The organism is Agromyces subbeticus DSM 16689 (genome assembly GCF_000421565.1).
Taxonomy (GTDB): domain Bacteria; phylum Actinomycetota; class Actinomycetes; order Actinomycetales; family Microbacteriaceae; genus Agromyces; species Agromyces subbeticus.
In genome coordinates this window covers 1-25204 of the sequence record NZ_ATXG01000009.1, presented here as the reverse complement: position 1 = coordinate 25204, position 25204 = coordinate 1, and the positions used below count along the sequence as shown (strand labels likewise).

Sequence of the window (25204 nt, the reverse complement as noted above, 5' to 3'; positions counted from 1 at the left end):
GGGGAGCCAGCAATGAGCGACGAATCATCCGAGCGGCTCGCCCCGGTCACCTATCTGCCCTGGGCGAAGGAGCCGACAGCGCGGAGTCGTGAGACCCCGGTTCGTGAGGAGCGGGTTCGTGAGGCGCGAGTTCGCGAGTCGCCGATCCAAGAGGTGCCCGACCACGAGGCATCGGGTTCAGACGAGACGGGTGCCGAGCGCGATGCGCGCGTCGACCGGCTCGTCGTGTCGAGGCTTCGTCGATCGGCGCTCTCGGTGTCCGAGGTGCGGGCAGTGCTCGTCGAGCACGGCCTCGATGACATCGAGGTCGAAGAATGGCTCGAGCGTTATGAGCGGCTCGGTTACCTCGACGACGCTCGGCTCGCCGAGCAGGTCGTGCACAGCCACGGTGTGCGCCGCGGTCGCGGCAGCGGGGCCATCTTGCAGGAGCTCGGCCGTCGCGGTGTCGACAACTCGCTCGCCCGAGCAGCCGTCGAAGACCTCGATCCCGAGACCGAGCTCGAGAACGCGCGCACCGTCGCCGAACGCCGCGCTCGACAGCTCAGGGGTCTCGACCGCCAGACGGCGGAACGACGCCTCTCGGCCTTCCTGCAGCGACGGGGATACCCCGGCGACGTCGTGCGCGAGGCGGTGTCGGCGGCACTCGCAGCTGATCGCTCGTAAACTGGTGCGATCATGAGCACCATTCACGACGTCTCCCTTCACGAGATGCCCCGCGACCAGCTCGCCGAAGCGGCAATGACGCCGCGCACGTACGAGGTCCGCACCTTCGGGTGCCAGATGAACGTGCACGATTCCGAGCGTCTCTCGGGCTCACTCGAGGCAGCGGGCTATGTTCCCGCCGACGGGGCCGAGGCCGACATCGTGGTGATCAACACGTGCGCCGTGCGCGAGAACGCCGATAACAAGCTCTACGGCAACCTCGGCCACCTCGCGTCGGTCAAGCGGCGTCATGCGGGCATGCAGATCGCCGTCGGCGGTTGTCTCGCCCAGAAAGACAAGAACGTCATCCTCGAGAAGGCGCCGTGGGTCGACGTCGTCTTCGGCACGCACAACATGGGCTCGCTCCCGAGCCTGCTCGAGCGCGCGCGCCACAACGACGAGGCGCAACTCGAGATCCTCGACGCCCTCGAGGTGTTCCCGTCGACCCTGCCGACCAAGCGCGATTCGGTCTCCAGCGGCTGGGTGTCGATCTCGGTGGGCTGCAACAACACCTGCACGTTCTGCATCGTCCCGGCGCTCCGCGGCAAAGAGAAAGATCGCCGCCCGGGCGACGTGCTCGCCGAGATCCAGACGCTCGTCGACGACGGAGTCGTCGAGATCACCCTCCTCGGGCAGAACGTCAACTCCTACGGCGTCGAGTTCGGTGATCGGCGGGCCTTCGGCAAGCTGCTTCGGGCCGCCGGCCAGATCGACGGCCTCGAACGCATCAGGTTCACCAGTCCGCACCCCGCGGCCTTCACCGACGATGTCATCGATGCCATGGCCGAGACGCCGAGCGTGATGCCGCAGTTGCACATGCCGCTGCAATCAGGCTCCGACCGCATCCTCAAGGCGATGCGCCGCTCCTACCGTTCAGAGAAGTTCCTCGGCATCCTCGACCGCGTGCGGGCACGCATCCCCGACGCCGCGATCTCCACCGACATCATCGTCGGCTTCCCCGGCGAGACCGAGGCCGACTTCCAAGAGACCCTGCGCGTCGTCGAGGCCGCACGATTCGCCTCGGCATTCACGTTCCAGTACTCCATCCGACCCGGCACGCCGGCGGCGACCATGGAGGACCAGGTGCCGAAAGAGGTCGTGCAAGAGCGCTACGAGCGGCTCATCGCACTGCAGGAGCACATCTCCCTGGAAGAGAACCAGCGCCTCATCGGCCACCCGGTCGAGGTGCTCGTCTCCACGAGCGACGGCCGCAAAGACGCAGAGACGCACCGACTGAGCGGGCGCGCCGAAGACAGCCGGCTGGTGCACTTCGAGGCGCCGGCCGGGTCGCAGCTTCCCCGGCCCGGCGACGTCGTCTCCGTGACCGTCACCCAGGCCGCGCCCTTCCACCTGATCGCCGACGCGGTCGACGACTCACCACTCCGCATTCGACGCACCCGCGCGGGCGATGCGTGGGATCGCGCACAGGCCGAGAGCTGCGCAGTGCCGGCGGCTCCCGGTGCGTCCGCTGCGGGGCGGGTCTCGCTCGGCCTCCCGGTGCTGCGCACGCGCGGCACCGAGCCTCTCGTCGCCCCCGGCGTCGGCACGATGCCGATCTACGACCCCACCGACGCCCAGCGCTGACGTGAGCCTCATCGCGATCGTCGGGGCGACCGGCACCGGCAAGTCCGCGTTCGCTCTCGACCTCGCTGAAGGGCTTGCGCGAGCGGGCCGGGCCGCCGAGGTCGTCAACGCCGACGCGATGCAGCTCTACCGCGGCATGGACATCGGCACGGCGAAGCTCCCGGTCGGTGAGCGACGTGGCGTGCCGCACCACCAGCTCGATGTGCTCGACGTCGTCGACGAGGCATCCGTCGCCGCCTATCAGACTGCGGCGCGCTCGGCCGTCGACGAGGTGCTCGGGCGCGGCGCAGTGCCGCTGCTCGTCGGCGGATCCGGTCTCTACGTCTCCTCGGTCATCCACGACTTCCGGTTTCCGGGCACCGATGCCGCGGTGCGCGCCCGTCTCGAGGCCGAGCTGGCCGAGCAGGGGCCCGGCTTGCTGCACGCGCGCCTGCGAGAGCTCGACGCCGTCACCGCTGCGAGCGTCGATGCGCAGAACGGGCGCCGGCTCGTTCGTGCACTCGAGGTCATCGAGGTGACCGGAGAGCCGAAGGCGGCCCGCCTTCCCGACGAGCCCGTGGCCTGGCGGCCGCACCACACGGTGCACCTGCGCAGCGAGCGGGCGACGCTCGTCGAGCGGCTCGACGCGCGCGTCGAGGCGATGTGGCGCGAGGGGCTCGTCGACGAGGTGCGCGGGCTGATTCCACGGGGCATCGAGCGTGGCGTGACCGCCGGCAGGGCCATCGGCTACGCCCAAGCGCTCGGCGAGCTCAGCGGGCGACTTTCGAGCGCCGACGCCATCGCCGAGACGCAGCAGCTCACCCGTACCTACGCTCGACGTCAGGTGAGCTGGTTCAAGCGATATCGGCACGCCGTCATGATCGACGCCGATGACGCAGCCGCCCGTGCCACGGAACTGGCCCGGCTCGCGGCCATAGACTGATCCGATGGCGTTCGATCTGCGGTTCACCAAGGGCCAGGGCACTGGCAACGATTTCGTGCTCTTCAGCGACCCCGAGGGCGAGTCGGCTCTGACTCCGACGCAGATCGCCGCGGTGTGCGATCGCCGCTTCGGCGTGGGCGGCGACGGCGTGATCCGCGCCGTGCGCTCGGCGAACCTCGACGACGGCGCAGCGGTTCTCGCCCAGAATCCCGATGCCGTGTGGTTCATGGACTACTGGAACGCCGACGGAACGGTGTCCGAGATGTGCGGCAACGGCATCCGGGTGTTCACGAGCTACCTGCTCGACCAGGGTCTCGCCGAGATCCCGGCAGATGGATCGATCGCGATCGGCACGCGCGCCGGCGTACGCACGGTGCGTCGCACGGCGACGGGCTTCGAAGCAGATCTTGGACTGTGGCGCCTCAGCGGCGGCGAACCGGTCGTGCGGGGCAAGAGCCTGCCTGTCGCGAGGCCCGGCCTCGGCATCGACGTCGGCAATCCGCACATCGTGGTCGCCCTCGCCGACGACGAAGAGCTCGATGCACTCGACCTCGCGTACCAACCCGTGATCGAGCCCGCCCCAGAGGCGGGCGCGAACGTCGAGTTCGTGGTTCCTGCCGAGCCGCTCGTCGAAGGCGGGGTCGGGCGCATCCGCATGCGAGTGCACGAACGCGGCTCGGGCGAGACGCTCTCGTGCGGCACCGGTGCCGTGGCCTCGGCGCTCGCGGTGCGCTACTGGGCCGGCGAGGCGGCGCCCGACACGTGGCGCGTGCAAGTGCCCGGCGGCGTGCTCGGCGTGCGCATGTTCCAGGCCGACGACGGTGAGCACGTGGCCCTGTCGGGGCCGGCCGAACTCGTGTTCGACGGCGTGCTCAGCCTCGCCTGAATCGGTTCGGCCTGCGCCGGCCGGCGTGCCGTTTCGTCAGCGAGCGGATTCCGCGGCGCTCACCTCGAGCACCCGGAAGCCCTTCTCCTGCGCCGCCCGGTCGATCTCGAGCCCGAGTTCCTCGCCGATCCAGCGCTGCAGGGACTCGGCGCCCAGGTGTTTCGCCACGACGAGCCATGCGCTGGCGTCGTCGTCGAGCCGGGGGAGCCAGCGCTCGAGCATGGCATGCAGCTCGGCCTTGCCGACGCGGATCGGCGGGTTCGACCAGATTCCGGCGAATCGCACGTCGGCGGGAACGTCGTCGGGCAACACCGCGTTGACGTTGGTGATGCCGAGGCGAGCCGTGTTGCGACGAACCAGGTCGAGGGCGCGCTCGTTGACGTCGACCGCCCACACCGTGGCATCCGGTGCCCGCAAGGCCAGCGAGATCGCGATCGGACCCCATCCGGTGCCGAGATCGAGCAGCTCGCCGGTGGCCGGCGGCGCGGGCGCTCGATCGAGCAGGATGCGCGTGCCGGCGTCGAGATGCTCGGGGCTGAAGACCCCGCCGGCGGTCGAGAGCGTGAGTTCACGCCCCGCCAGCCGGGCGGTGATGGTGCGGAGAGTGGCCTCGCCGCCCGGTCGAGAGGAGAAATAGTGGTCGGAGGCCATACAGGGGAACCTATCGCAGCCACGGGAACTAGGGTTAACACGATGAACGACGGCGAACAGAACTCTGCAGACGACGCGGTCGAGCGTGTGCTCAGGGGCGCGGAGACCAGGGCGGGCGTGACCCGGTTCGGTTCCGCCGACGCCGAGGCGCTGATGACGCCCACCGCGGCCTTCGGCGACGGTTCCGACACCGACGGCGAGCAATACGATCGCGAGGCGCGGGCCGGCCTGCGCCGCGTCGCCGGCCTCTCGACCGAGCTCGAAGACGTCACCGAGGTCGAGTACCGGCAGCTGCGTCTCGAGAACGTCGTGCTCATCGGCGTGTACTCGCAGGGCTCGCAAGACGAGGCCGAGAACTCGATGCGCGAACTCGCCGCCCTCGCCGAGACGGCGGGTGCCCGAGTGCTCGACGGTGTGCTGCAGCGCCGGCCGAACCCCGACCCCAGCACCTACCTCGGGCGCGGCAAGGTCGAGGAGCTGCGCCACATCGTCTCCTCGCTCGGCGCCGACACCGTCGTCGCTGACACCGAGCTCGCACCGAGCCAGCGCCGTGCACTCGAAGATGCGATCAAGGTGAAGGTCATCGACCGCACCGCCGTGATCCTCGACATCTTCAGCCAGCACGCCAAGAGCCGCGAGGGCAAGGCCCAGGTGGAGCTCGCGCAGCTCGAGTACCTGCTGCCCCGCCTGCGCGGCTGGGGCGAGTCGATGTCGCGCCAGGCCGGTGGCCAGGTCGGCGGCGCCGGTGCGGGCATGGGTTCGCGCGGTCCGGGTGAGACGAAGATCGAACTCGACCGCCGGCGCATCCACTCGCGCATGGCGAGGCTGCGCAAGCAGATCGCGGGCATGAAGCCGGCCCGTGAGGCCAAGCGCGCCAATCGCAAGCGCAACGCCGTGCCATCCGTCGCGATCGCCGGGTACACGAACGCCGGCAAGTCGAGCATCCTGAACCGCATCACGGGCGCCGGCGTGCTCGTCGAGAACGCGTTGTTCGCGACGCTCGACGCGACCGTGCGCCGCAACACCACCGCCGACGGCCGCGTCTACACGATCGCCGACACCGTCGGATTCGTGCGCAACCTTCCGCACCAGCTCGTCGAGGCCTTCAGGTCGACGCTCGAAGAGGTCGGCGACTCCGACCTGATCGTGCACGTCGTCGACGCCGCGCACCCCGATCCCGCCGGGCAGATCGCCACGGTGCGCGACGTCATCGGCGAGGTCGGCGCCCGCGACATCCCCGAGCTCATCGTCTTCAACAAGGCCGACCTCGTGACTGCCGAAGAGCGGCTCGTGCTCCGCGGCCTCGCGCCCTCGGCGATCTTCGCCTCGGCGCGCACGGGCGAGGGAATCCCCGAGGTGCTCGAGGCGATCTCGCGCATGATGCCCGACCCGGCCGTCGAGATCGACCTGCTCGTGCCCTACGACCGCGGCGACATCGTCTCGACCTTGCACGAGACCGGCCGCGTGCTCTCGATCGAGTACGCCGAGGCCGGTACCCGCGTGCGCGCACTGGCGTCGCCCGAGCTCGCGGGTCAGCTGGCCGATTTCGTGGCCGCCGATACCGGCGCCTGAGCCGCGCCGCCGTCACCTCGCGTCATACACGCACCGACGCCGCCGATGCGGCGTATCGTCGCTCCTGATCGATCAGTGATCGGCCCACGCCGATCACCTGGAGCGACCGCCGAGCCCGGCACCCGCCCGCGAGACCCACCCGCCGTTCCGGCCGGGGGAGCGCGGCTTGCCGTGTCTCCGCCGTTGCCGCTTGCCACGCAGGAGCACCATGGCCGCGACCGCCTCCGACCCGCCGGGCGACTGTCCGTCGTTCGTGCCGGTCTCCTTCGAGCTGTTCCCGCCGCGCACCGACGCAGCCGCGATCGCCCTCGGTCGTACGATCGATCGCCTCGCCGAGGTCGACCCGGCCTTCATCTCGGTGACCTTCGGTGCCGGGGGCAGCTCGCGTCAGCGCTCCCTGACCGTGCTCCGCTACATGCTCGAGCACACCAGGGCCGAGCCCATGGCGCACCTCACGTGCGTCGGCTCCTCGCACGTCGAGGCCAATCGGCTCGTGCGCGAGTTCCTCGACGCCGGCATCACGAGCTTCCTCGCTCTGCGCGGCGATCCACCGGCCGATGCCGACCCCGACGCCGGCATCGGCGACCTCGGCAGCGCCGCCGAGCTCGTGCAGCTGATCCACCGGGTGCAGGAGGAGCGCGAGCCGTTCGAGCAGGTGCGCGTGCCCGGCAACCCTGGCGCCTCGCGCATTCGCGAACGTCCGCGCCCGGAGCGAGTGGCCGTCGCGGCGTTCCCGACCGGGCACCCGCGCTCGCGCGGCGTCGGTCAAGACATCGACACCCTGCTCGCGAAGGAGATCGCCGGGGCGAACCTCGCGATCACGCAGCTCTTCTGGCGGGCCGACGACTACCTCGGCTTCGTCGAACGCGCACGCGCCGGCGGGGTCACCATCCCGATCCTGCCCGGCATCATGCCCGTCACGACGCCCGCGCGCCTGGCGCGACTGACCGAGCTGACCGGCGTCGAACCGCCCGCCGAACTCTCGATCAACCTCGAGATCGAACCGGATGCCGCGGCGCAGATCGAACTCGGCGTCGCCTTCGCAACCCGGCTCGCCGCCGACGTGCTCGCCGGCGGCGCTCCCGGACTCCACCTGTACACCTTCAACCGCCATGAAGCCGTGCTCGACGTCGTCGACCGGCTCGGGATCCGTGCCGACCGGCTCGCCCATGAAAGGAACACCACACGATGACCACCTCCGCCTTCCCCGACGGCACGATCCTCGGCTACCCCCGCATCGGGCGACGACGCGAGCTCAAGCGCGCCGTCGAGTCGTTCTGGGCCGGATCGCTCACCGCCGACGAACTCGAGCAGGAGGCCGCGCGGCTCCGCTCCGTGACCCGCGAGCGACTCGCGGCCCTCGGGCTCGGGCGCACCGACTCGGCCATTCCGGAGTCGTTCTCGTACTACGACCAGGTGCTCGATGCCGCGATCACCGTCGGCGCCGTGCCCACTCGGTTCGCCGGGCTCACCGATGAGCGTGGCGGCGTCGACCTCGGCGGCTACTTCACGATCGCGCGCGGCGCCGGCGATGACGCGCCGCTCGAGATGACGAAGTGGTTCGACTCGAATTACCACTACCTCGTGCCCGAGATCGCGCCCGACACCGCGTTCTCGCTGCATGCCGAGCGCATCCTCGCCGAATTCGCCGAGGCGAAGGCCGCCGGCTTCCTGACGCGCCCCGTCATCGTCGGCCCCGTCACGTTCCTGCTGCTCGCGAAGGCGGCCGATGGCGCCCCGGCCGGCTTCGAGCCGATCGACCGGCTCGCCGACCTCGTGCCCGTCTACGTCGAGCTGCTCGAGCAGCTCGCCGCGGCCGGCGCCGAGTGGGTGCAGCTCGACGAGCCCGCCCTCGTCAGCGAGAGCATCGACGTCGCCCGCGGCCGGGTGATCGAATCCGTCGGCGTCGCCTATGACGCGCTCGGCGCGATCGAGGCACGCCCCGCGATCTTCGTCGCGGCGCCCTACGGATCGCTCGACGACGCCCTGCCGGCTCTCGCGGCGACGCCAGTCGACGCGATCTCGCTCGACCTCGTGCGCGGCGCGCTGCCCGAGGGCATCGATGCCGCGACCGCCGAGTCGCTCGCGTCGAAGACCCTGGTGGCCGGCGTCATCGACGGCCACAACATCTGGCGCGGCGACCTCGATGCCGCCTTCGAGCAGGTCGAGGCCGTGCAGCGGCTCTCAGCGTCGGTCGCGGTCGCCACCTCGACGTCGCTGCTGCACGTGCCGCACGACGTCGACGACGAGACCGCCCTCGACGCGCGACTCGTGAGCTGGCTCGCCTTCGCCGACCAGAAGGTCGGCCAGGTCGCCGTGCTCGCCCGCGGGCTCGTCGAGGGGCGCGCAGCGATCGAGGGCGAGCTCGCCGCGGCATCCGCTGCCCTCGCCGACCGCAACGACGCACCCGGCGTTCGCGTGCCCTCGGTGCGCGAGCGGCTCGCCGCTCTTGGTGAGCAGGACTTCACCCGGGCCGACTACGACGAGCGCGTCGCAGCGCAGGCCGTGCTCGACCTGCCCGCCCTCCCGACGACGACCATCGGCTCCTTCCCGCAGACGAGCGAGATCCGCCGGGCCCGGGCGCGTCTCGTGAACGGCTCGCTGACGAGCGAGGACTACACGAGACTCATGCGCGAGGAGATCGCCCGGGTCGTCGAACTGCAGGAGGAGCTCGGCCTCGACGTGCTGGTGCACGGCGAGCCCGAGCGCAATGACATGGTGCAGTACTTCGCCGAGCTGCTCGACGGCTTCGCGGTCACCCAGCACGGTTGGGTGCAGTCCTACGGATCGCGGTGCACGCGCCCGTCGATCCTGTGGGGCGACGTGTCGCGTCCGCGACCGATGACCGTCGAATGGTCGGCCTTCGCACAGTCGATCACCGAGAAGCCCATGAAGGGCATGCTCACCGGGCCGGTCACCATCCTCGCGTGGTCGTTCGTCCGCGACGACCAGCCGCTCGGCGACACCGCACGGCAGGTGGCCCTCGCGCTGCGCGACGAGATCACCGACCTCGAGGCGGCCGGCATCCGCGTCATCCAGGTCGACGAGCCGGCACTCCGCGAGCTGCTGCCGCTCAAGCTCGCGGCGCAGCCCGCCTACCTCGACTGGTCGGTCGGCTCGTTCCGCCTCGCGACCGGTGGGGCGACACCGGCGACTCAGGTGCACACGCACCTCTGCTACTCGGAGTTCGGCGTCGTGATCGACGCGATCAAGAACCTCGACGCCGACGTGACCTCGATCGAGGCGGCCCGCAGCCGCATGGAGGTCGTCGACGATCTCGAGACGAGCGGCTTCGACCACGGCATCGGCCCGGGTGTCTACGACATCCACTCGCCGCGCGTTCCGAGCACCGATGAAGTGCAGACGCTGCTGGAGCGCGCCGCTGCGGCGATCCCGTCGGCCCGGCTCTGGGTGAACCCCGACTGCGGGCTGAAGACCCGCGGCTACGACGAGACGGTCGAGTCGCTGCGGCACATCGTCGAGGCGACGCGCGCCGTGCGTGCACAGCTCGACGCACCGGTGCTCGCAGGGTAGGTCTGACCGAGCGGGTGTCCCTGTGTGCACAACTCGCGCTCTGATGCTCGCAGGGTAGGTCTGACCGAGCGGATGTCGCGGCTCGCGGCATCCGCTCGGCTCGTGCCGGGCTGATGCTCAGGCACGACGCGTACGGTCGGCGCATGCAACTCGCGGTCCACGAATCAGGCGGGGGCTCGCGAACTGCGGTCCTCATCCACGGCATCATGTCGGATTCGCGCGCCTGGCATCGGGTCACTGCCGAACTCGAAGGCCGCGGATTCCGAGTGTTGGCCGTCGATCTGGCCGGTCACGGACGCAGTCCGCGAGCCCTGCGGTATTCGCCGGCGGGCTGGGCCGACGACGTCGTCGAGACGCTCGTTCCACTGCTCGACGGGCCGCCCGACGTCGTGATGGGGCACTCGCTCGGCGGCCTCGTGGCCAGCCTCGTGGCCGATCGACTCGCGCCGCGTGCCGCGATCTACATCGACCCGGCATTCTCGTTCCCGAAGGGTGTCAAGGGCTGGGCGTTCAAGGCGTTCTTCGCGATGGCGCCACGGCCGCGTCGCTCCGCCCTCGTGCGCATGAACCCGAAGTGGAGCGCGGTCGACGTCGACATCGAGCTCGCAACGCTTCGCGACTGGGACAAGCGCACCATCCTCGGCTTCACCGACACGCGACGGCTCGTGCCGCCCGCGAGCCTCGTGGCTCCCACACTCGTGGTGCTGGCGGAGAAGAGCCTGCTCATCACGGCGAAGGTCGCACGACAACTGCGCATGCAGGGCATGACCGTCGAGACGGTGGCCGGCACCGGCCACACCGTCTTCCGCGACGATCACGCCGGATTCATGGACGCGGTGCTCGACTGGCTGCACGGCCTCGCGCCGACCGGGGCCGCGACGACGGTGCGCACGTCGCAGCTCACCGCGTAGCGCCTCGGTGCGGCGTTCAGACCGCGCGCAGCACCGCGACGACCTTGCCCAGCACCTCGGCGTGGTCGCCGACGATGGGTTCGAAGGCGCTGTTGCGAGGCAGTAGCCAGGTGTGCCCGTCGCGCTGACGGAACACTTTGACGGTCGCCTCGCCGTCGAGCATCGCCGCGACGATCTCGCCGTTCTCGGCCGTGCGCTGCGAGCGCACCACGACCCAGTCGCCGTCGCAGATCGCCGCGTCGATCATCGACTCGCCGACGACCTTGAGAATGAAGAGCTCGCCCTTGCCGACGAGCTGGCGGGGGAGCGGGAAGACCTCGTCGATCTGCTGCTCGGCCATGATCGGCACTCCGGCCGCGATGCGACCGACGAGCGGCACCATCGCCGCATCACCGACCGGGGTCGGGGTCGATGAGGTGACCGTGCGGTCGGTCACGCCGGGCAGCTCGATCAGCACCTCGAGTGCACGGGGGCGGTTGGGATCACGACGGAGGTAGCCCGCGAGTTCGAGTTGGTTGAGCTGGTGCGTCACGCTCGACAGTGAGGAGAGGCCCACCGCATCGCCGATCTCGCGCATGCTCGGCGGGTAGCCGCGGCTCGACACGGAGCGCTGGATCATCTCGAGGATCGCGATCTGCTTGGCGCTCAAGCTCTTGCGGCGGCGTGGCCTTCCGGCCGCCTGCACGTCGTCGATGTCGGTGCTCAAGGTCTCCGCCCCTCGTAACGACCGTCTCGCGGTCGAATGTCGGTGGTGTCTGGTCGACTGTCTTCCAGATATTCGAAACTGTATCCGCCTCACGCGCGTGCGGCAAACATTCGTTCGAGTGTGTCGGAGATTCGGTCCGCGAGTTTCCGGCGATCGGTTCTTGCAATGCCGGTTCTTCGAAGATATATTCGGAACAGAGTTTCGCATCCGGCCCTCCCGGCCGAGGGTCGGGTGCGACTCCTACAGGAGGTGTGACATGAGCGCAGCGATCGCAACGACCGGCTTCCAGCCCGCACGGGCTCGTCAGGCGGAGGCGACGATGACGCCACCGCGTTCGCGCCTGCGTCTCACACGGCGCGGCCGCGTGGTCTTCACCGGCCTCGCCTCGGTGCCGCTCATCGTGTGGGCGTTCATCGCCGTGCTCGGTTCCGGTGTCGCGGCTGCCGATATCGACTCGGCGGGCTCGTCCTTCGAGGCTGCATCCTTCGAGTACGTGACCGTCGGTCAAGGCGACTCGCTGTGGGCGATCGCCGAGTCCGTCGATCCCCATGCCGACGTGCGTGAGGTCATCGACGAGATCATGCGCCTCAACGCTCTCGACGACGCGGTCGTCGAGCCGGGCCAGCGCCTCGCGCTGCCCGTCGTTCCGTGACGCACGTCTGAGAATCACCCCGCGGTTGCTCGTTAGCATGGAGCGGTGACGAGTCTCGAAGACCTCCCCATCCGCGACGACCTTCGCGGTCGTGCTCCGTACGGTGCCCCGCAGAAGGCCGTGCCGGTCGCGTTGAACGTCAACGAGAACACCCATCCGATCCCCGAGGCCGTCGCCCACGACATCGTGGCGCGCGTCGCCGCCGCCATCCTCACGCTCAATCGGTATCCCGACCGCGAGTTCGGCGAACTCCGACAGGCTCTCGCCGACTACCTCGGGCACGGTCTCGACGCGGCGCAGATCTGGGCGGCGAACGGTTCGAACGAGGTACTGCAGCACATCCTGCAGGCCTATGGCGGCCCGGGGCGCTCAGTGCTCGGCTTCGCGCCCACGTATTCGATGTATGGACTGCTGGCGTCCGGCACGGGCACCGAGTGGCTCTCAGCGGGCCGCGACGACGAGTTCGAGTTGAGTGCTGCCACTGCGGTGGCCGCGGTGCTCGAGCACGACCCCGACATCGTGCTGCTCTGCGCGCCGAACAACCCGACCGGAACGCCCCTCTCGATCGAGACGATCGAAGCGGTCGCCGATGCGGCGCGCGGCATCGTGGTCGTCGACGAGGCGTACTTCGAGTTCGCCGAACCCGGCACCCCGAGCGCCCTCACGCTGCTCGACGGTCGACCGCGACTCCTCGTCTCGCGCACGATGAGCAAGGCCTTCGCCTTCGCCGGGGCGCGCGTGGGCTACCTGGCCGGCGACCCGGCAGCGATCGACGCCTTGCGTCTGGTGCGCTTGCCGTACCACCTCTCGGCACTCACCCAGGCGGCGGCGCTCGGCGCCCTCGCGCACTCCGACGAGATGCTCGCGATGGTCGACGAGATCCGCGGACAGCGCGAGCGCATCTCGCTCGAGCTGTCGCGCCTCGGCTTCCACCCCTATCGCAGCGGCTCGAACTTCGTGCTCTTCGGCGGCGTCGACGATCCGAGAGCCGTCTTCGAGCACCTGCTCGCGCGCGGCATCCTGATTCGCGAGGTCGGCATCCCGGGTCACCTGCGGGTGACGGCCGGCACCGAGGCGGAGACCACGGCCTTCCTCGAGGCGATCGCCGTCTCGGCACCGAACGGCGCGAATAAGATGGCGTCATGACCGCATCGAGCGCATCGCGCACCGCCCGGGTCCAGCGCGAGACGAGCGAGTCGAGCATCGACCTCTCGATCGACCTCGACGGCACCGGCGTCAGCGACATCGAGACGAGCGTGCCCTTCTACGACCACCTGTTGACGGCGTTCGCCAAGCACTCGCTCACCGACCTCACCGTTCGGGCGCGCGGCGACATCGAGATCGACGTGCACCACACGGTCGAAGACGTCGGCATCGTGCTCGGACAGGCCATCAAGCAGGCGCTCGGCGACAAGCGCGGCATCTCTCGGTACGGCGACGCGCTGGTGCCGCTCGACGAGGCGCTCGCTCAGGCGGTCGTCGACATCTCGGGCCGGCCGTTCCTGGTGCACACCGGTGAGCCTGCCGGATTCGAGTTCCACCTCATCGGCGGGCACTTCACCGGCTCCATGGTGCGGCACGTGTTCGAGGCCATCGCGTTCAACGCGGGTCTCACCGTGCACGTGACCGTGCTCGGCGGGCGCGATCCGCACCACATCGCCGAAGCCGAGTTCAAGGCGTTCGCCCGGGCGTTCCGCCTGGCGAAGGCGCTCGACCCACTGGTCTCGGGCGTGCCGTCGACGAAGGGCGCCTTGTGAGCCGCAGCCGGCGCGTCGTCGTGCTCGACTACGGTTCGGGCAACGTGCACTCGGCCGCGAAGGCGCTCGAGCGTGCGGGCGCCGAGGTGACCGTCACGGCCGATCGCGCCGCGGCCCTCGAGGCCGACGGCCTCGTGGTGCCCGGTGTCGGCGCCTTCAGGGCCGTGGTCGACCAGTTGCACGCCGTTCGCGGCGAAGAGATCATCGATCGGCGTCTGGCCGGTGGCCGACCGGTGCTCGGCATCTGCGTCGGCATGCAAGTGATGTTCGAGCGCGGTGTCGAACGCGGCGTCGACACCGAGGGTCTCGGCGAATGGCCGGGCACGGTGACCGAGCTTCCCGCGCCGGTGCTGCCGCACATGGGCTGGAACACGGTGGAGCCAGGCGCGGGCTCCGCCCTGTTCGCCGGCATCGAAGACGAGCGCTTCTACTTCGTGCACTCCTTCGCCGCGCAGCAGTGGCTGCTCGATGTCATGCCGCCATTCCCAGCGCCCGCGCTGACTTGGGCCGAGCACGGCGGCCGTTTCCTCGCGGCGGTCGAGAACGGCCCGCTCTCGGCCACGCAGTTCCACCCCGAGAAGTCGGCCGACGCCGGCATCCGTCTGCTCGCCAACTGGCTCGGCACCCTCGAGTGAGTCGCTAGCACGTCGCGTGCATCTCGCTCCGATCGAGGTCGGGCTAGGATGCTGTGACTGTGCCGACTCGCAAGGCGCGACCGCGACGACTAGGACAGTGAATGAGTGAATTCAACAAGACCCCCCGCCTCGTGCTGCTACCGGCGGTCGACGTCGCCGGCGGCAAGGCGGTTCGCCTGACGAAGGGCGAAGCCGGCACCGAGACGAGCTACGGCGACCCCGTCGACGCGGCCGTCGACTGGGCCGACCAGGGCGCCGAGTGGATCCACCTCGTCGATCTCGACGCAGCCTTCGGCCGCGGCTCCAACGCCGGCGTGCTGAAGAAGGTCATCCGGCAGGTGCGCGGGGTCAACGTCGAACTCTCCGGCGGCATCCGCGATGACGAATCGCTCGAGCACGCCCTCGAGATCGGCGCCAAGCGCATCAACCTCGGCACCGCAGCACTCGAGAACCCCGAGTGGGCCGCTTCGGTGATCGCCCAGTACGGCGAGGCGATCGCGGTCGGCCTCGACGTGCGCGGCACGACCCTCGCCGCGCGCGGCTGGACGCAGGACGGCGGCGATCTCTGGCAGGTCATGGACCGCCTCGAAGAGGCGGGCGCCGCGCGCTACGTCGTCACCGACGTCACGAAGGACGGCACGCTGCAGGGTCCGAACATCGACCTGCTGCGCCAGGTGATGGACCGCACGCACCGGCCGGTCGTCGCATCGGGCGGCATCTCGAGCCTCGACGACATCGTCGCGTTGCGCGAACTCGTGCCGCTCGGTCTCGAGGGCACCATCGTCGGCAAGGCGCTCTACGCCGGCGCGTTCACGCTCGTCGAGGCACTGGATGTCGCCTCGCAGTGATCCCGGCAGCGAGCCGGGCCGCCGGGTGACGGATGCCGCGGCATCCGTCGGTGGGTCGAACCCCGGTTCCGGGGCGCTCGACCCCGCGGCCGATTCGGCCGGCGTGCCATGGGCCGGCCGTTCCTTCCAGCCGAACACGCATGCCGCCGACGACGGCAGTGCACCCGAGGCCCTCGACAACGCGCTGACCGCCTTTCGCTCGGGCGACGCTGGCCAGGCCGCCGTCGTCGTCGCGTTCTCCCGCGCTCGCCTGCTGATCCCGTTGCTCGCCGAGCTCGGTGACGGCGGCGCTGAGAGGGGGGCGCACGGCCTTGCCGTCGACAAGAGCCAGGAGCTCTCGATCGTCACCGTGCAGGGGCCCGACGGTCGCAAGGTGCTGCCGGTGTTCGCGTCGGTGCAGGCGATGTCGCGATGGAACCCGCTCGCCCGACCCGTGCCGGCCGATGGCGTGCGGGTGGCCCTGGCGGCTGCCGATGACGGCACCGATCTCGTCATCCTCGATCCCGGGTCGCCGAGCGAGTTCGTGCTTCGCCGGCCTGCCGTCTGGGCGGTCGCGCAGTCGCTCGACTGGCAGCCGCCGTTCGAGTCGCGCGATGTCGAGGCCGCGTTCCGCCGCTCGATCGATCGCGAGCTCGCGGTGCTCGGCGTGACGCTGCTCGCCGGTGATCCCGACGCGCGCCTGGCCGGCCCCGAACTGGTGGTGCGACTCGAACTGATCGCAGGGCTCAGTCGAGAAGAGCTCGACGCGACCACCGCGCGCCTCGCGCGTCGCTGGGCGGCTGACGATGTCATCGCGACATCGGTCGACTCGCTCACGGTGAAGCTCGTCGGCGGTCGAGCCGGCTAGCAGTCGTTCGACATCGACGTCGACATCGACATCGACATCGACATCGCCTTCGCCGCTGCCGTCCTCGCCGGAACTGGGAGATTGACGGCGCCTATCGCGCGGCGCACAATCGGGTTGTGCGCACGGCGCACGGAATCCAGGTGCGAGATGGACGACGGGGTCACAACAGCCGGCGATGGGGTCTACGGCGAGGTCATCGATGCGGCGGGTCGCCATGCGCGCGCGTGGCTGTCAGGGGTGGGCGAGCGACCGATCCCGCCGCATGCCACGCCCGACGAGATCAAGGATCGGCTCGGACGGGTGCTGCCCGACGGCGGCGAGCCCGATCTCGAGGTGATCACCCGGCTCGCCGAAACGGTCGAACCCGGACTCATCGCGATCGGCTCGCCTCGGTTCTACGGCTGGGTCATCGGCGGCACGCAGCCCGTCGCCCTGGGCGCCGACTGGCTCGTCTCGGCATGGGATCAGAACGCCGGGCTGCGCACGATCACGCCGGGCGCGATCGCGGTCGAGGAACTCGCCGCGACGTGGCTGCTCGACCTGCTCGGGCTGCCGCCCGAAAGCGACGTCGGCTTCACGACCGGGGCGACGATGGCGCAGTTCTCGTGCATGGCCGCCGCGCGCAACGAAGTGCTGCGCCGCGCCGGCCGGGACGTCGAGGCCGAAGGGCTCACGGGCGCCCCGCGGGTGCGGTACATCGCCGGCGAGGAGCGACACGGCACGGTCGACCTGGCGGCGCGGTACCTCGGCCTGGGCGGCCCGATCACGGTCCCGGCCGATGAGCAGGGCCGCATCCGCGTCGAGCAGCTGCGAGCCGTACTCGCGTCGGGCTCCGGGCCGGCGATCGTCGCGCTGCAGGCCGGCAACATACACTCCGGCGCGTTCGACGACTTCGCGGCCGCGATCGAGGTCGCTCATGCGGCGGGCGCCTGGGTGCACGTCGACGGCGCCTTCGGACTGTGGGCGGCCGCGTCACCGCGACTCCGGCCGCTGACGGTCGGGTTCGAGCACGCCGACTCGTGGTCGACGGATGCGCACAAGACCTTGAACGTGCCGTACGACTGCGGCATCGCGATCGTCCGCGATCCCGCGGCCATGCGCCGCGCGCTCGGCATGCACGCGAGCTACCTGCAGGCGACCGATGTCGGTGCCGATCCGCACGAGAACGTGCCTGAGCTCTCGCGGCGAGCACGCGGCGTGCCGACGTGGGCCGTGCTCAGGTCGCTCGGTCGCGACGGCGTGGCCAGGCTGGTCGACGGGCTCGCCGATGCGGCACGGGGCATCGCCGACGGCCTCGGCGAGCTCGCGGGCGTCGAGGTGCTGAACGAGGTCGTGTTCACCCAGGTGTGCATCGCGCTGGAGACCGATGAAGCGACCGCGGCCCTCAGCGAACGGCTCTGGAACGAGGGCGAAGTGCTCGCCATGACCTCGCACTGGCACGGTCGCACGGTCGTGCGGTTCTCGGTGAGCAACTGGCGCACGGACGCCACGGAGGTGCGCCGTACCGTCGCCGCGGTCGCACGGGCCCTCGCCGCATCCGACCCGGCTGAGGCGCCGCCCGCCGACTAGCGGGCGTCGATCCGGCGAATCGCCGCGACGTCGGCGGCATCCGCTTGAATGGAGTCATGACGAAGGCGCTCGAGGCGTTCTCGCCCGCGACACGGGCGTGGTTCACCGAGTCCTTCAGCGCACCCACGGCGGTGCAGCAGGGTGCGTGGGAGTCGATCGCGCGAGGCGAACACTCGCTCGTCGTGGCGCCGACCGGGTCGGGCAAGACCCTCGCCGCATTCCTCTGGGCGATCGACCGGCTGCACCACGAGGGTGCCGACGCCGGCACCACCGGCACGCGGGTCATCTACCTCTCACCGCTCAAGGCGCTCGGCGTCGACGTCGAGCGCAACCTGCGGGCGCCCCTCATCGGCATCGCCCGCACGGCTGCGGCTCACGGACTCGAGGTGCCGGAGGTGTCGGTCGGCGTGCGCTCCGGCGACACGCCGCCGGCCGAGCGACGTTCGCTCGTCGCCCGCCCACCCGAGATCCTGATCACGACGCCCGAGTCGCTCTTCCTCATGCTCACCTCCGCGGCGCGCGAGACGCTTCGCGGCGTGCAGACGGTCATCGTCGACGAGATCCATGCACTCGCGGGCACGAAGCGCGGTTCGCATCTCGCGCTCTCACTCGAGCGGCTCGACGAGCTCACGGCGCAGCCGGTGCAGCGCATCGGACTCTCGGCGACGGTGCGCCCGCACGAAGAGGTGGCTCGCTTCCTCGGCGGCACCCGAGCGGTCACGATCGTCGCGCCCGCGTCGGGCAAGCGGTTCGACCTCCGGGTCACGGTTCCCGTCGACGATCTCGCCGACCTCGCCGGCGAGTCGAGCTCGGGCTCGGTGTGGCCGCACGTCGAAGAGGCGATCCTCGACGAAGTGCTCGCACACCGGTCCACGATCGTCTTCGCGAATTCGCGTCGACTGGCCGAGCGACTCACCGCCCGGCTCAACGAGCTGTGGGCCGAACGCACGGCCGTGGTCGACGAGATCCCCGACGCCGGTGACGCAGAGCGCCTTGAGGCCGAGACCGAGACCGAGACCGAAATGGCGGATGCCGCGGCATCCGCCGTTCTCGGCGACGTGACCGCCCTGTCGCCCGACCGAGCGGTGTCGATGCCGACTCGGCGCGCGCCGGCGGCGGCCGTGGGTGCCTCGGGCATCACGGGAGGTGCCCCAGCCGTGATCGCCCGCTCGCACCACGGCTCGGTCAGCAAAGAGGAGCGGGCGCTCGTCGAGGCCGACCTGAAGTCGGGCCGGCTGCGCTGCGTCGTGGCGACCTCGAGCCTCGAACTCGGCATCGACATGGGGGCGGTCGACCTCGTCATGCAGGTCGAGTCGCCGCCTTCGGTCGCGAGCGGACTGCAACGCCTCGGCCGCGCCGGTCACCAGGTCGGCGAGGTCTCGAAGGGGCTCATCTTCCCGAAGCATCGCGCCGACGTGCTGCACTCCGCAGTCGTCGCCGAGCGCATGATCGGCGGTGCCATCGAAGCGCTGCGCATCCCCTCGAATCCGCTCGACGTGCTCGCGCAGCAGACGATCGCGGCGACCGCACTCGACGACTGGGACGTCGAGTCGTGGTTCGAGCTCGTGCGTCGCGCGGCGCCCTACGCGACCCTGCCGCGCTCGGCCTTCGATGCAACGCTCGACCTGCTCGCCGGCCGGTATCCGTCCGACCGATTCGGCGAGCTGCGCGCGCGCATCGTGTGGGATCGCGATGCCGGCACGATCACCGGCCGGCGCGGCGCCCAGCGGCTCGCCGTCACGAGCGGTGGCACGATTCCCGACCGCGGCCTGTTCGGGGTGTTCATGGTCGGCGAGGCCGGGCCGGGGCGGCGCGTCGGCGAGCTCGACGAAGAGATGGTCTACGAGTCGCGGGTCGGCGATGTCTTCGCGCTCGGCGCCACGAGCTGGCGCATCCAAGAGATCACGCACGACCGGGTGCTCGTGGCGCCCGCCTTCGGCGAACCCGGCCGGCTGCCGTTCTGGCGCGGCGACGGCATCGGCCGCCCTGTCGAGCTCGGGGCGGCGATCGGCGGGTTCATCGCCGAGCTCGCCGGCGCACCCACGGCCGATGCGCTCGCACGCAGTCGCGTCGCCGGACTCGACGAGCGGGCCGCCACCAACCTCGTGAAGTTCATCGACGACCAGCGCGCTGCGACGCGGGTGGTGCCCGACGCGACGAACCTCGTGGTCGAGCGGTTCCGTGACGAGCTCGGCGACTGGCGCATCGTGCTGCATTCGCCGTACGGCATGCGCGTGCACGCACCGTGGGCGCTCGCGATCGGCGCCCGCATCCGCGAGCAGAGCGGGGTCGACGCCAACGCGGTGGCGAGCGACGACGGCATCGTGCTGCGCATGCCCGACACCGGCGACGATCCTCCGGGCGCCGAGCTCTTCGCGTTCGAGCCGGCCGAGCTCACCGAGCTCGTCACGGCGAACGTCGGCGGGTCGGCGCTCTTCGCGGCACGGTTCCGCGAGTGCGCGGCGCGCGCGCTCATCCTGCCGCGCAGCAATCCCGGCAAGCGGTCGCCGCTCTGGCAGCAGCGCCAGCGGGCGTCGCAGCTGCTCGAGGTCGCCCGTGATTTCCCCGACTTCCCGATCGTGCTCGAGGCCGTGCGCGAGTGCCTGCAAGACGTCTACGACCTGCCGGCCCTCACCAAGCTCGCCGAGCGCATCGAACGGCGCGAGCTGCGGTTCGTCGACGTCACCACCGAGTCGCCGAGCCCGTTCGCCTCGAGCCTGCTCTTCGGCTATGTCGGCGCCTTCATGTACGAGGGCGACGCACCGCTCGCCGAGCGGCGGGCGGCCGCCCTCTCGCTTGATCCGGGGCTGCTGGCCGAGCTCCTCGGCACGGTCGAGTTGCGCGAGCTGCTCGACCTCGAGGTCGTCGACGAGGTCGAACGCATGCTGCAGCGCGTGCACCCCGAGCGGGTCGCGCGTGGCGACGAGGGCGTGGCCGACCTGCTGAGCGATCTCGGTCCGCTCACCGCCGACGAGGTGGGCGCTCGCGTCGATGACGAGACGGATGCCGCGGCGGCGCTCGCCTCGCTCGTGCAGATGCGGCGGGCGGCGACCGTGCGGTTCGCCGGCGAGTCGTGGTTCGTCGCGGTCGAAGACGTCAGCCGGCTGCGCGATGCCCTCGGGGTGCCCATCCCGCCCGGGCTTCCCGAGGTGTTCGGCGAGCCCGTGCGCGATCCGCTCGGCGACCTCGTCGCCCGCTTCGCGCGCACGCACGGGCCCTTCACGGCCCATGCCGTCGCCGCGCGCTTCGGCATCGGTCACGCCGTGGCATCCGCTGCGCTCGCTCGGCTCACCGGCGAGCGTCGCGTGGTCGAGGGCGAGTTCCTGCCGCACGGGTCGGGCATGGAGTGGTGCGACACCGGTGTGCTGCGGCGCATCCGCCGGCGCTCGCTCGCCGTGCTCCGCAACGAGGTCGAACCGGTCGAGCCGCGCGAGTTCGCCCGCTTCCTGCCGTCGTGGCAGCACGTCGGCGGCCGGCTCACCGGCATCGACGGCGTCGCCGCCGTCATCGAGCAGCTCGAGGGCGCTCGCATTCCGGCGTCGGCGTGGGAGGCCTACGTGCTGCCCGCTCGGGTGAGCGACTATCGACCCGGAATGCTCGACGAGTTGACGGCCGCCGGTGAAGTGCTCTGGGCCGGCGCCGGCTCACTCGCGGGCGATGACGGCTGGATCAGCCTGCACCTGGCCGAGGCCGCGGAGCTCACGCTGCCGCAACCGGCGGCCGCGCCGCTCGACCCGCTCGAGGCCGAATTGATCGCGGTGCTCGGCGGTGGCGGCGGATTCTTCTTCCGGCAGTTGGCCGAAGCCGTGGGCTCCGAAGACGATCGCGCCCTCGCCGACGCGCTGTGGCGGCTGGTCTGGGCCGGTCTCGTGACGAACGACACCTTCGCACCGGTTCGCGGCCTGCTCACCGGTGGGGGAGCGCACAAGACGGCGGCGCCCACCCCCCGCGCACGGTTGCGTGCCGGCTCCCTGTCGCGCCGGTCGCTCGCGGCGACCGTGCAGGCCGGGCGCACCGCAGCCGCACGAGCCAATCCGGCGCATGCCGCCGGGCGCTGGTCGGTGCTGCCGCTCGCGAGCGCGGCGGCGACGCCGAGGGCGCACGCCCTCGGCGAGGCGTTGCTCGAGCGCTACGGCGTCGTCACTCGCGGCTCCGTCGTGGCCGAGGGCCACCTCGGCGGGTTCGCGCTCGCCTATCGAACCCTGTCGGGATTCGAAGACTCGGGTCGAGTGCGACGCGGGTACTTCATCGACGGCCAGGGCGGGGCGCAGTTCGCGACGGGCGCTGCCGTCGATCGGCTGCGGGCCGCCCCGAAGGGTGACGCGATCGCCCTCGCGGCGACCGACCCAGCAAATCCCTTCGGCGCTGCGCTCGACTGGCCCGACCCCGTCGGGGACGGCACGCACCGGCCGGCACGCAAGGCCGGGGCGTTCGTCGCGATCGTCGACGGCGAGGCCGTGCTCTACCTCGAGCGCGGTGGTCGCACGGCCCTCATCCTGACCGACGACGACGAGGCGCTGACGGCGGCCGCGACCGTGCTCACCGCGGCCCTCACTCGCGGTCGTTCCGAGCGTCTCAGAGTCGAGACGGTGAACGGCGCACCCGTCTTCGGGTCCGTGCTCGACCGGCCGCTGCGCGCAGCCGGATTCCGAGAGACGCCACGGGGGCTGCGCTTCGATGCCCGAGGGTGACACCGTCTTCCAGGCGGCACAGCGCCTCGACGCCGCGCTCGCCGGCCGCATCGTCACCCGGTGCGAGCTCAGGGTGCCGGCCTTCGCGACCGTCGACCTCACGGGCGAGCCCGTGCATTCCGTGGGCAGCCGCGGCAAGCACCTCTTGATGCGCATCGGCGCTCACGTGGTGCACTCGCATCTCAAGATGGAGGGGGAGTGGCGGGTCTTCCGACCGGGCGAGCGCTGGAATCGCCCGGCGTGGCAGGCACGGGCGCTCATCGAGGTTGCCGATGCCGCCGCGGTCGGCTTCGACCTCGGAACGCTCGAGGTGTTCCCCGCCGACGAGGAACGATCGCGACTCGAGTACCTCGGGCCCGACCTGCTCGGCGCCGACTGGCACCCGCAAGAGGCCGTGCGGCGACTCTCGAGCACGCCAGAGGCGCCCATCGCCGTCGCACTCGGTGAGCAACGCAATCTCGCCGGTCTCGGCAACGTCTACGTCAACGAGCTCTGCTTCCTCCGCGGCATCCTGCCCACCCGGGCCGTCGCCGACGTGGAACTCGAGCCCCTCGTCGCGCTCGCCAGCCGGGTCATCCGTGCCAATCGCGATCGCCGAGCGCGCACGACGACGGGCGACACCCGTCGCGGCCGACAACTGTGGGTCTACGGCCGCGGCGGAGAAGCCTGTCGGCGCTGCGGCACCCGCATCGAGCACGGTCGTCTCGGCCGCAACGAACTCGAGTTGCGGGAGTCGTGGTGGTGCCCGAACTGCCAGCGCTGAACCGTGAGGCTCAGCTGACCGGGCCGGTCCACTTCTCGCCCGGCCCCTGCCCGATCGGGTCGGGAATGACCGAGGCCTCGCGGAACGCGAGTTGCAGCGAACGCAGTCCGTCGCGAAGGCTCCGAGCGTGCATGTCGCTGATCTCGGGCGCGCCGGCGGTGATGAGACCCGCGAGCGCGTTGATGAGCTTGCGCGCCTCATCGAGGTCGATCTGCTCTTCGGGGTCTTCCGCGAGTCCGACCTTGACGGCGGCCGCGCTCATGAGGTGCACTGCGGCGGTCGTGATGATCTCGACCGCGGGTACCTCGGCGATGTCGCGCGTGGCGCCCTCGACCGTGGTTTCGTCTGAACTACTGTTCACGAACTTCCTCTGCTAGACTACTTCGGGCTCCGGGGCTTCACCCCGGTACGAAAGTGGAGATTCTCCCACCCGCGCATACCGCTTCATCAAGGTTACCGGGTCGATTGCACTCCGCTCCCACGTCGCAAGACAGGGGAGTAGGCAGGGTGCCGCATGATTTGCACGGTGGGATTCCGTGCGCAATGCGTGGATTTCTCCTTTCGTCGTCGGGCGGCAACCGCCTCCCGACCGAGCGAATCAGCTTGAGTAGAGGAGAACACGCATCAGCGATCCCCGTACAAACGACCGTATCCGCGTCCCCGAGGTCCGACTCGTGGGGCCTGCCGGAGAGCAGGTCGGCGTCGTGAAGATCGAGGTGGCCCTGCGGCTCGCGCAGGAGGCCGATCTCGATCTCGTCGAGGTCGCTCCGAACTCGAAGCCGCCGGTCGCGAAGATCATGGACTACGGCAAGTTCAAGTACGAGGCTGCGCAGAAGGCGAAAGAGGCCCGGCGCAACCAGGCGAACACCATCCTCAAAGAGGTGCGGTTCCGTCTCAAGATCGACAAGCACGACTACGAGACGAAGATGAAGCGCGCGGTCGGCTTCCTGAAGGCCGGCGACAAGGTGAAGGCCATGATCCTCTTCCGTGGTCGCGAGCAGTCGCGCCCCGAGATGGGCGTGCGTCTCCTGCAGCGCTTCGCCGAAGACGTGGCCGAGTTCGGCACCGTCGAGCACAACCCCACGATCGATGGCCGCAACATGGTCATGGTGATCGGGCCCCTCAAGAACAAGTCCGAGGCCAAGGCCGAGGCGAACGCACAGCGTGCTGCGGCGAAGGCGCGACCGGCGGCGGATGCCCCGGCCGAAGCAGAGCCGCAGACGGCAGAGCCCGCCGAGGGCTGAGCCAGACACACCCGTCCGCCACTCGCGTGGCGGCAGAACCAAGGAGAAAGACGAGATGCCGAAGCAGAAGACCCATTCCGGGTCCAAGAAGCGCTTCAAGATCACCGGCAGCGGCAAGATCAAGAAGCAGCAGGCCGGGATGCGCCACAACCTCGAGGTCAAGTCCTCGAAGCGCAAGGCCCGCCTGAACCAGGACAAGATCGTGTCGGCTCCCGACGCCAAGGTCATCAAGAAGCTTCTCGGCCACTGAGCCGCAGACCCGTTAAGGAAGAAACAGAGTCATGGCAAGAGTGAAGCGGGCGGTCAACGCCCACAAGAAGCGCCGGGTCATTCTCGAGCGCGCCCAGGGTTACCGCGGCCAGCGTTCGCGTCTGTACCGTAAGGCGAAGGAGCAGGTCACTCACTCCCTCGTCTACGCATACCGCGACCGTCGCCAGAAGAAGGGCGACTTCCGTCGCCTCTGGATCCAGCGCATCAACGCCGCGTCGCGTGCGAACGGCCTCACCTACAACCGACTGATCCAGGGCCTCGGCCTTGCGGGCATCGAGGTCGACCGTCGCATCCTCGCGGAGCTCGCGGTCAACGAGCCCGCCACGTTCGCGGCGCTCGTCGAGTCGGCCAAGAAGGCCCTCCCTGCCGACACCTCGGCACCGAAGACCGCCGCGTAAGAAGGCGCTGCATTCTTCGGCGGCCGACACCTCGGCACCGAAGACCGCCGCGTAAGAAGGCG

Annotated in this window: 23 protein-coding genes; 20 read left to right on the top strand and 3 right to left on the bottom strand. The window is 70.3% G+C overall.

The window, feature by feature from the left end; translation table 11 throughout:
• The first annotated feature begins 12 nt into the window (after positions 1-12).
• From H521_RS25085 to dapF, 4 genes are read left to right on the top strand one after another with little or no spacing between them, the layout of a single operon-like run.
• The gene (locus H521_RS25085; protein WP_022893431.1) at positions 13-663 is read left to right on the top strand and encodes a regulatory protein RecX; all 651 of its coding nucleotides are present in this window, start codon (positions 13-15) and stop codon (positions 661-663) included.
• A 45-nt stretch (positions 664-708) separates the two neighbouring features.
• A complete protein-coding gene (miaB, locus tag H521_RS0112835) occupies positions 709-2286 on the top strand; it encodes a tRNA (N6-isopentenyl adenosine(37)-C2)-methylthiotransferase MiaB (protein WP_040424683.1) in 1578 nt (525 codons plus the stop codon).
• A 1-nt stretch (position 2287) separates the two neighbouring features.
• Positions 2288-3208: a tRNA (adenosine(37)-N6)-dimethylallyltransferase MiaA gene (gene miaA / locus H521_RS0112830; protein WP_022893429.1), complete on the top strand. Its 921-nt coding sequence runs from the start codon at positions 2288-2290 to the stop codon at positions 3206-3208.
• Positions 3209-3212: 4 nt separating this feature from the next.
• The gene (gene dapF / locus H521_RS0112825) at positions 3213-4094 is read left to right on the top strand and encodes a diaminopimelate epimerase (protein WP_022893428.1); all 882 of its coding nucleotides are present in this window, start codon (positions 3213-3215) and stop codon (positions 4092-4094) included.
• A gap of 36 nt (positions 4095-4130) precedes the next feature.
• On the opposite strand, the gene H521_RS0112820 is transcribed toward dapF, so the two are convergent.
• Positions 4131-4745 (bottom strand): class I SAM-dependent methyltransferase, encoded by a 615-nt coding sequence (locus tag H521_RS0112820; RefSeq protein ID WP_022893427.1) that lies wholly within the window; start codon positions 4743-4745, stop codon positions 4131-4133.
• A 42-nt stretch (positions 4746-4787) separates the two neighbouring features.
• Between H521_RS0112820 and hflX the strand changes: the two genes are divergently transcribed.
• The 4 genes from hflX to H521_RS23200 all read left to right on the top strand — a co-directional run bounded on the left by hflX (position 4788) and on the right by H521_RS23200 (position 10762).
• Positions 4788-6317: a GTPase HflX gene (gene hflX / locus H521_RS0112815; RefSeq protein ID WP_022893426.1), complete on the top strand. Its 1530-nt coding sequence runs from the start codon at positions 4788-4790 to the stop codon at positions 6315-6317.
• 208 nt (positions 6318-6525) lie between these two features.
• Positions 6526-7509 carry a methylenetetrahydrofolate reductase gene (locus H521_RS23205; protein WP_022893425.1) on the top strand — a complete coding sequence of 328 codons (984 nt, stop codon included), beginning with the start codon at positions 6526-6528 and terminating at the stop codon, positions 7507-7509.
• Positions 7506-9851 (top strand): 5-methyltetrahydropteroyltriglutamate--homocysteine S-methyltransferase, encoded by a 2346-nt coding sequence (gene metE / locus H521_RS0112805; protein ID WP_022893424.1) that lies wholly within the window; start codon positions 7506-7508, stop codon positions 9849-9851. Before H521_RS23205 ends, metE begins: the two co-directional genes overlap by 4 nt.
• A 143-nt stretch (positions 9852-9994) precedes the next feature.
• Entirely contained in the window at positions 9995-10762 is a 768-nt protein-coding gene (locus H521_RS23200) for an alpha/beta fold hydrolase (RefSeq protein WP_084512353.1), read from the top strand.
• Positions 10763-10778: 16 nt separating this feature from the next.
• Here H521_RS23200 and lexA read toward each other — a convergent pair whose 3' ends face one another.
• The gene (lexA, locus tag H521_RS0112795) at positions 10779-11456 is read right to left on the bottom strand and encodes a transcriptional repressor LexA (RefSeq protein ID WP_026482253.1); all 678 of its coding nucleotides are present in this window, start codon (positions 11454-11456) and stop codon (positions 10779-10781) included.
• Positions 11457-11724: 268 nt separating this feature from the next.
• Between lexA and H521_RS0112790 the strand changes: the two genes are divergently transcribed.
• From H521_RS0112790 to H521_RS0112745, 9 genes are all read left to right on the top strand, one after another.
• Positions 11725-12120, top strand: a complete 396-nt coding sequence (locus H521_RS0112790; protein WP_022893421.1) for a LysM peptidoglycan-binding domain-containing protein — start codon at positions 11725-11727, stop codon at positions 12118-12120.
• Positions 12121-12165: 45 nt separating this feature from the next.
• On the top strand, positions 12166-13266 hold the full coding sequence (locus H521_RS0112785; RefSeq protein WP_022893420.1) for a histidinol-phosphate transaminase: 1101 nt from the start codon (positions 12166-12168) through the stop codon (positions 13264-13266).
• On the top strand, positions 13263-13877 hold the full coding sequence (hisB, locus tag H521_RS0112780; protein ID WP_022893419.1) for an imidazoleglycerol-phosphate dehydratase HisB: 615 nt from the start codon (positions 13263-13265) through the stop codon (positions 13875-13877). Before H521_RS0112785 ends, hisB begins: the two co-directional genes overlap by 4 nt.
• Entirely contained in the window at positions 13874-14512 is a 639-nt protein-coding gene (gene hisH / locus H521_RS0112775; protein ID WP_022893418.1) for an imidazole glycerol phosphate synthase subunit HisH, read from the top strand. Before hisB ends, hisH begins: the two co-directional genes overlap by 4 nt.
• A gap of 101 nt (positions 14513-14613) precedes the next feature.
• Positions 14614-15360 carry a bifunctional 1-(5-phosphoribosyl)-5-((5-phosphoribosylamino)methylideneamino)imidazole-4-carboxamide isomerase/phosphoribosylanthranilate isomerase PriA gene (gene priA / locus H521_RS0112770; protein WP_022893417.1) on the top strand — a complete coding sequence of 249 codons (747 nt, stop codon included), beginning with the start codon at positions 14614-14616 and terminating at the stop codon, positions 15358-15360.
• Positions 15344-16207: an SseB family protein gene (locus H521_RS23195; RefSeq protein ID WP_022893416.1), complete on the top strand. Its 864-nt coding sequence runs from the start codon at positions 15344-15346 to the stop codon at positions 16205-16207. The genes priA and H521_RS23195 overlap by 17 nt, the downstream gene beginning before the upstream one ends.
• A gap of 147 nt (positions 16208-16354) precedes the next feature.
• Entirely contained in the window at positions 16355-17776 is a 1422-nt protein-coding gene (locus H521_RS0112755) for a pyridoxal phosphate-dependent decarboxylase family protein (protein WP_022893414.1), read from the top strand.
• A 56-nt stretch (positions 17777-17832) separates the two neighbouring features.
• Positions 17833-22467, top strand: a complete 4635-nt coding sequence (locus tag H521_RS0112750; RefSeq protein ID WP_022893413.1) for an Lhr family ATP-dependent helicase — start codon at positions 17833-17835, stop codon at positions 22465-22467.
• Positions 22454-23230: a DNA-formamidopyrimidine glycosylase family protein gene (locus H521_RS0112745; RefSeq protein WP_022893412.1), complete on the top strand. Its 777-nt coding sequence runs from the start codon at positions 22454-22456 to the stop codon at positions 23228-23230. Before H521_RS0112750 ends, H521_RS0112745 begins: the two co-directional genes overlap by 14 nt.
• 10 nt (positions 23231-23240) lie before the next feature.
• Here H521_RS0112745 and H521_RS0112740 read toward each other — a convergent pair whose 3' ends face one another.
• A complete protein-coding gene (locus tag H521_RS0112740) occupies positions 23241-23591 on the bottom strand; it encodes a DUF1844 domain-containing protein (RefSeq protein ID WP_022893411.1) in 351 nt (116 codons plus the stop codon).
• Positions 23592-23853: 262 nt separating this feature from the next.
• On the opposite strand from H521_RS0112740, the gene infC reads away from it, so the two are divergent.
• The 3 genes from infC to rplT are packed head-to-tail and all read left to right on the top strand — an operon-like array spanning position 23854 to position 25142.
• Positions 23854-24474, top strand: a complete 621-nt coding sequence (infC, locus tag H521_RS0112735) for a translation initiation factor IF-3 (RefSeq protein WP_084512341.1) — start codon at positions 23854-23856, stop codon at positions 24472-24474.
• A gap of 55 nt (positions 24475-24529) precedes the next feature.
• Positions 24530-24724, top strand: a complete 195-nt coding sequence (rpmI, locus tag H521_RS0112730; RefSeq protein WP_022893409.1) for a 50S ribosomal protein L35 — start codon at positions 24530-24532, stop codon at positions 24722-24724.
• A gap of 31 nt (positions 24725-24755) precedes the next feature.
• Positions 24756-25142 carry a 50S ribosomal protein L20 gene (gene rplT, locus H521_RS0112725; RefSeq protein WP_022893408.1) on the top strand — a complete coding sequence of 129 codons (387 nt, stop codon included), beginning with the start codon at positions 24756-24758 and terminating at the stop codon, positions 25140-25142.
• The last annotated feature ends 62 nt before the right edge of the window (positions 25143-25204 follow it).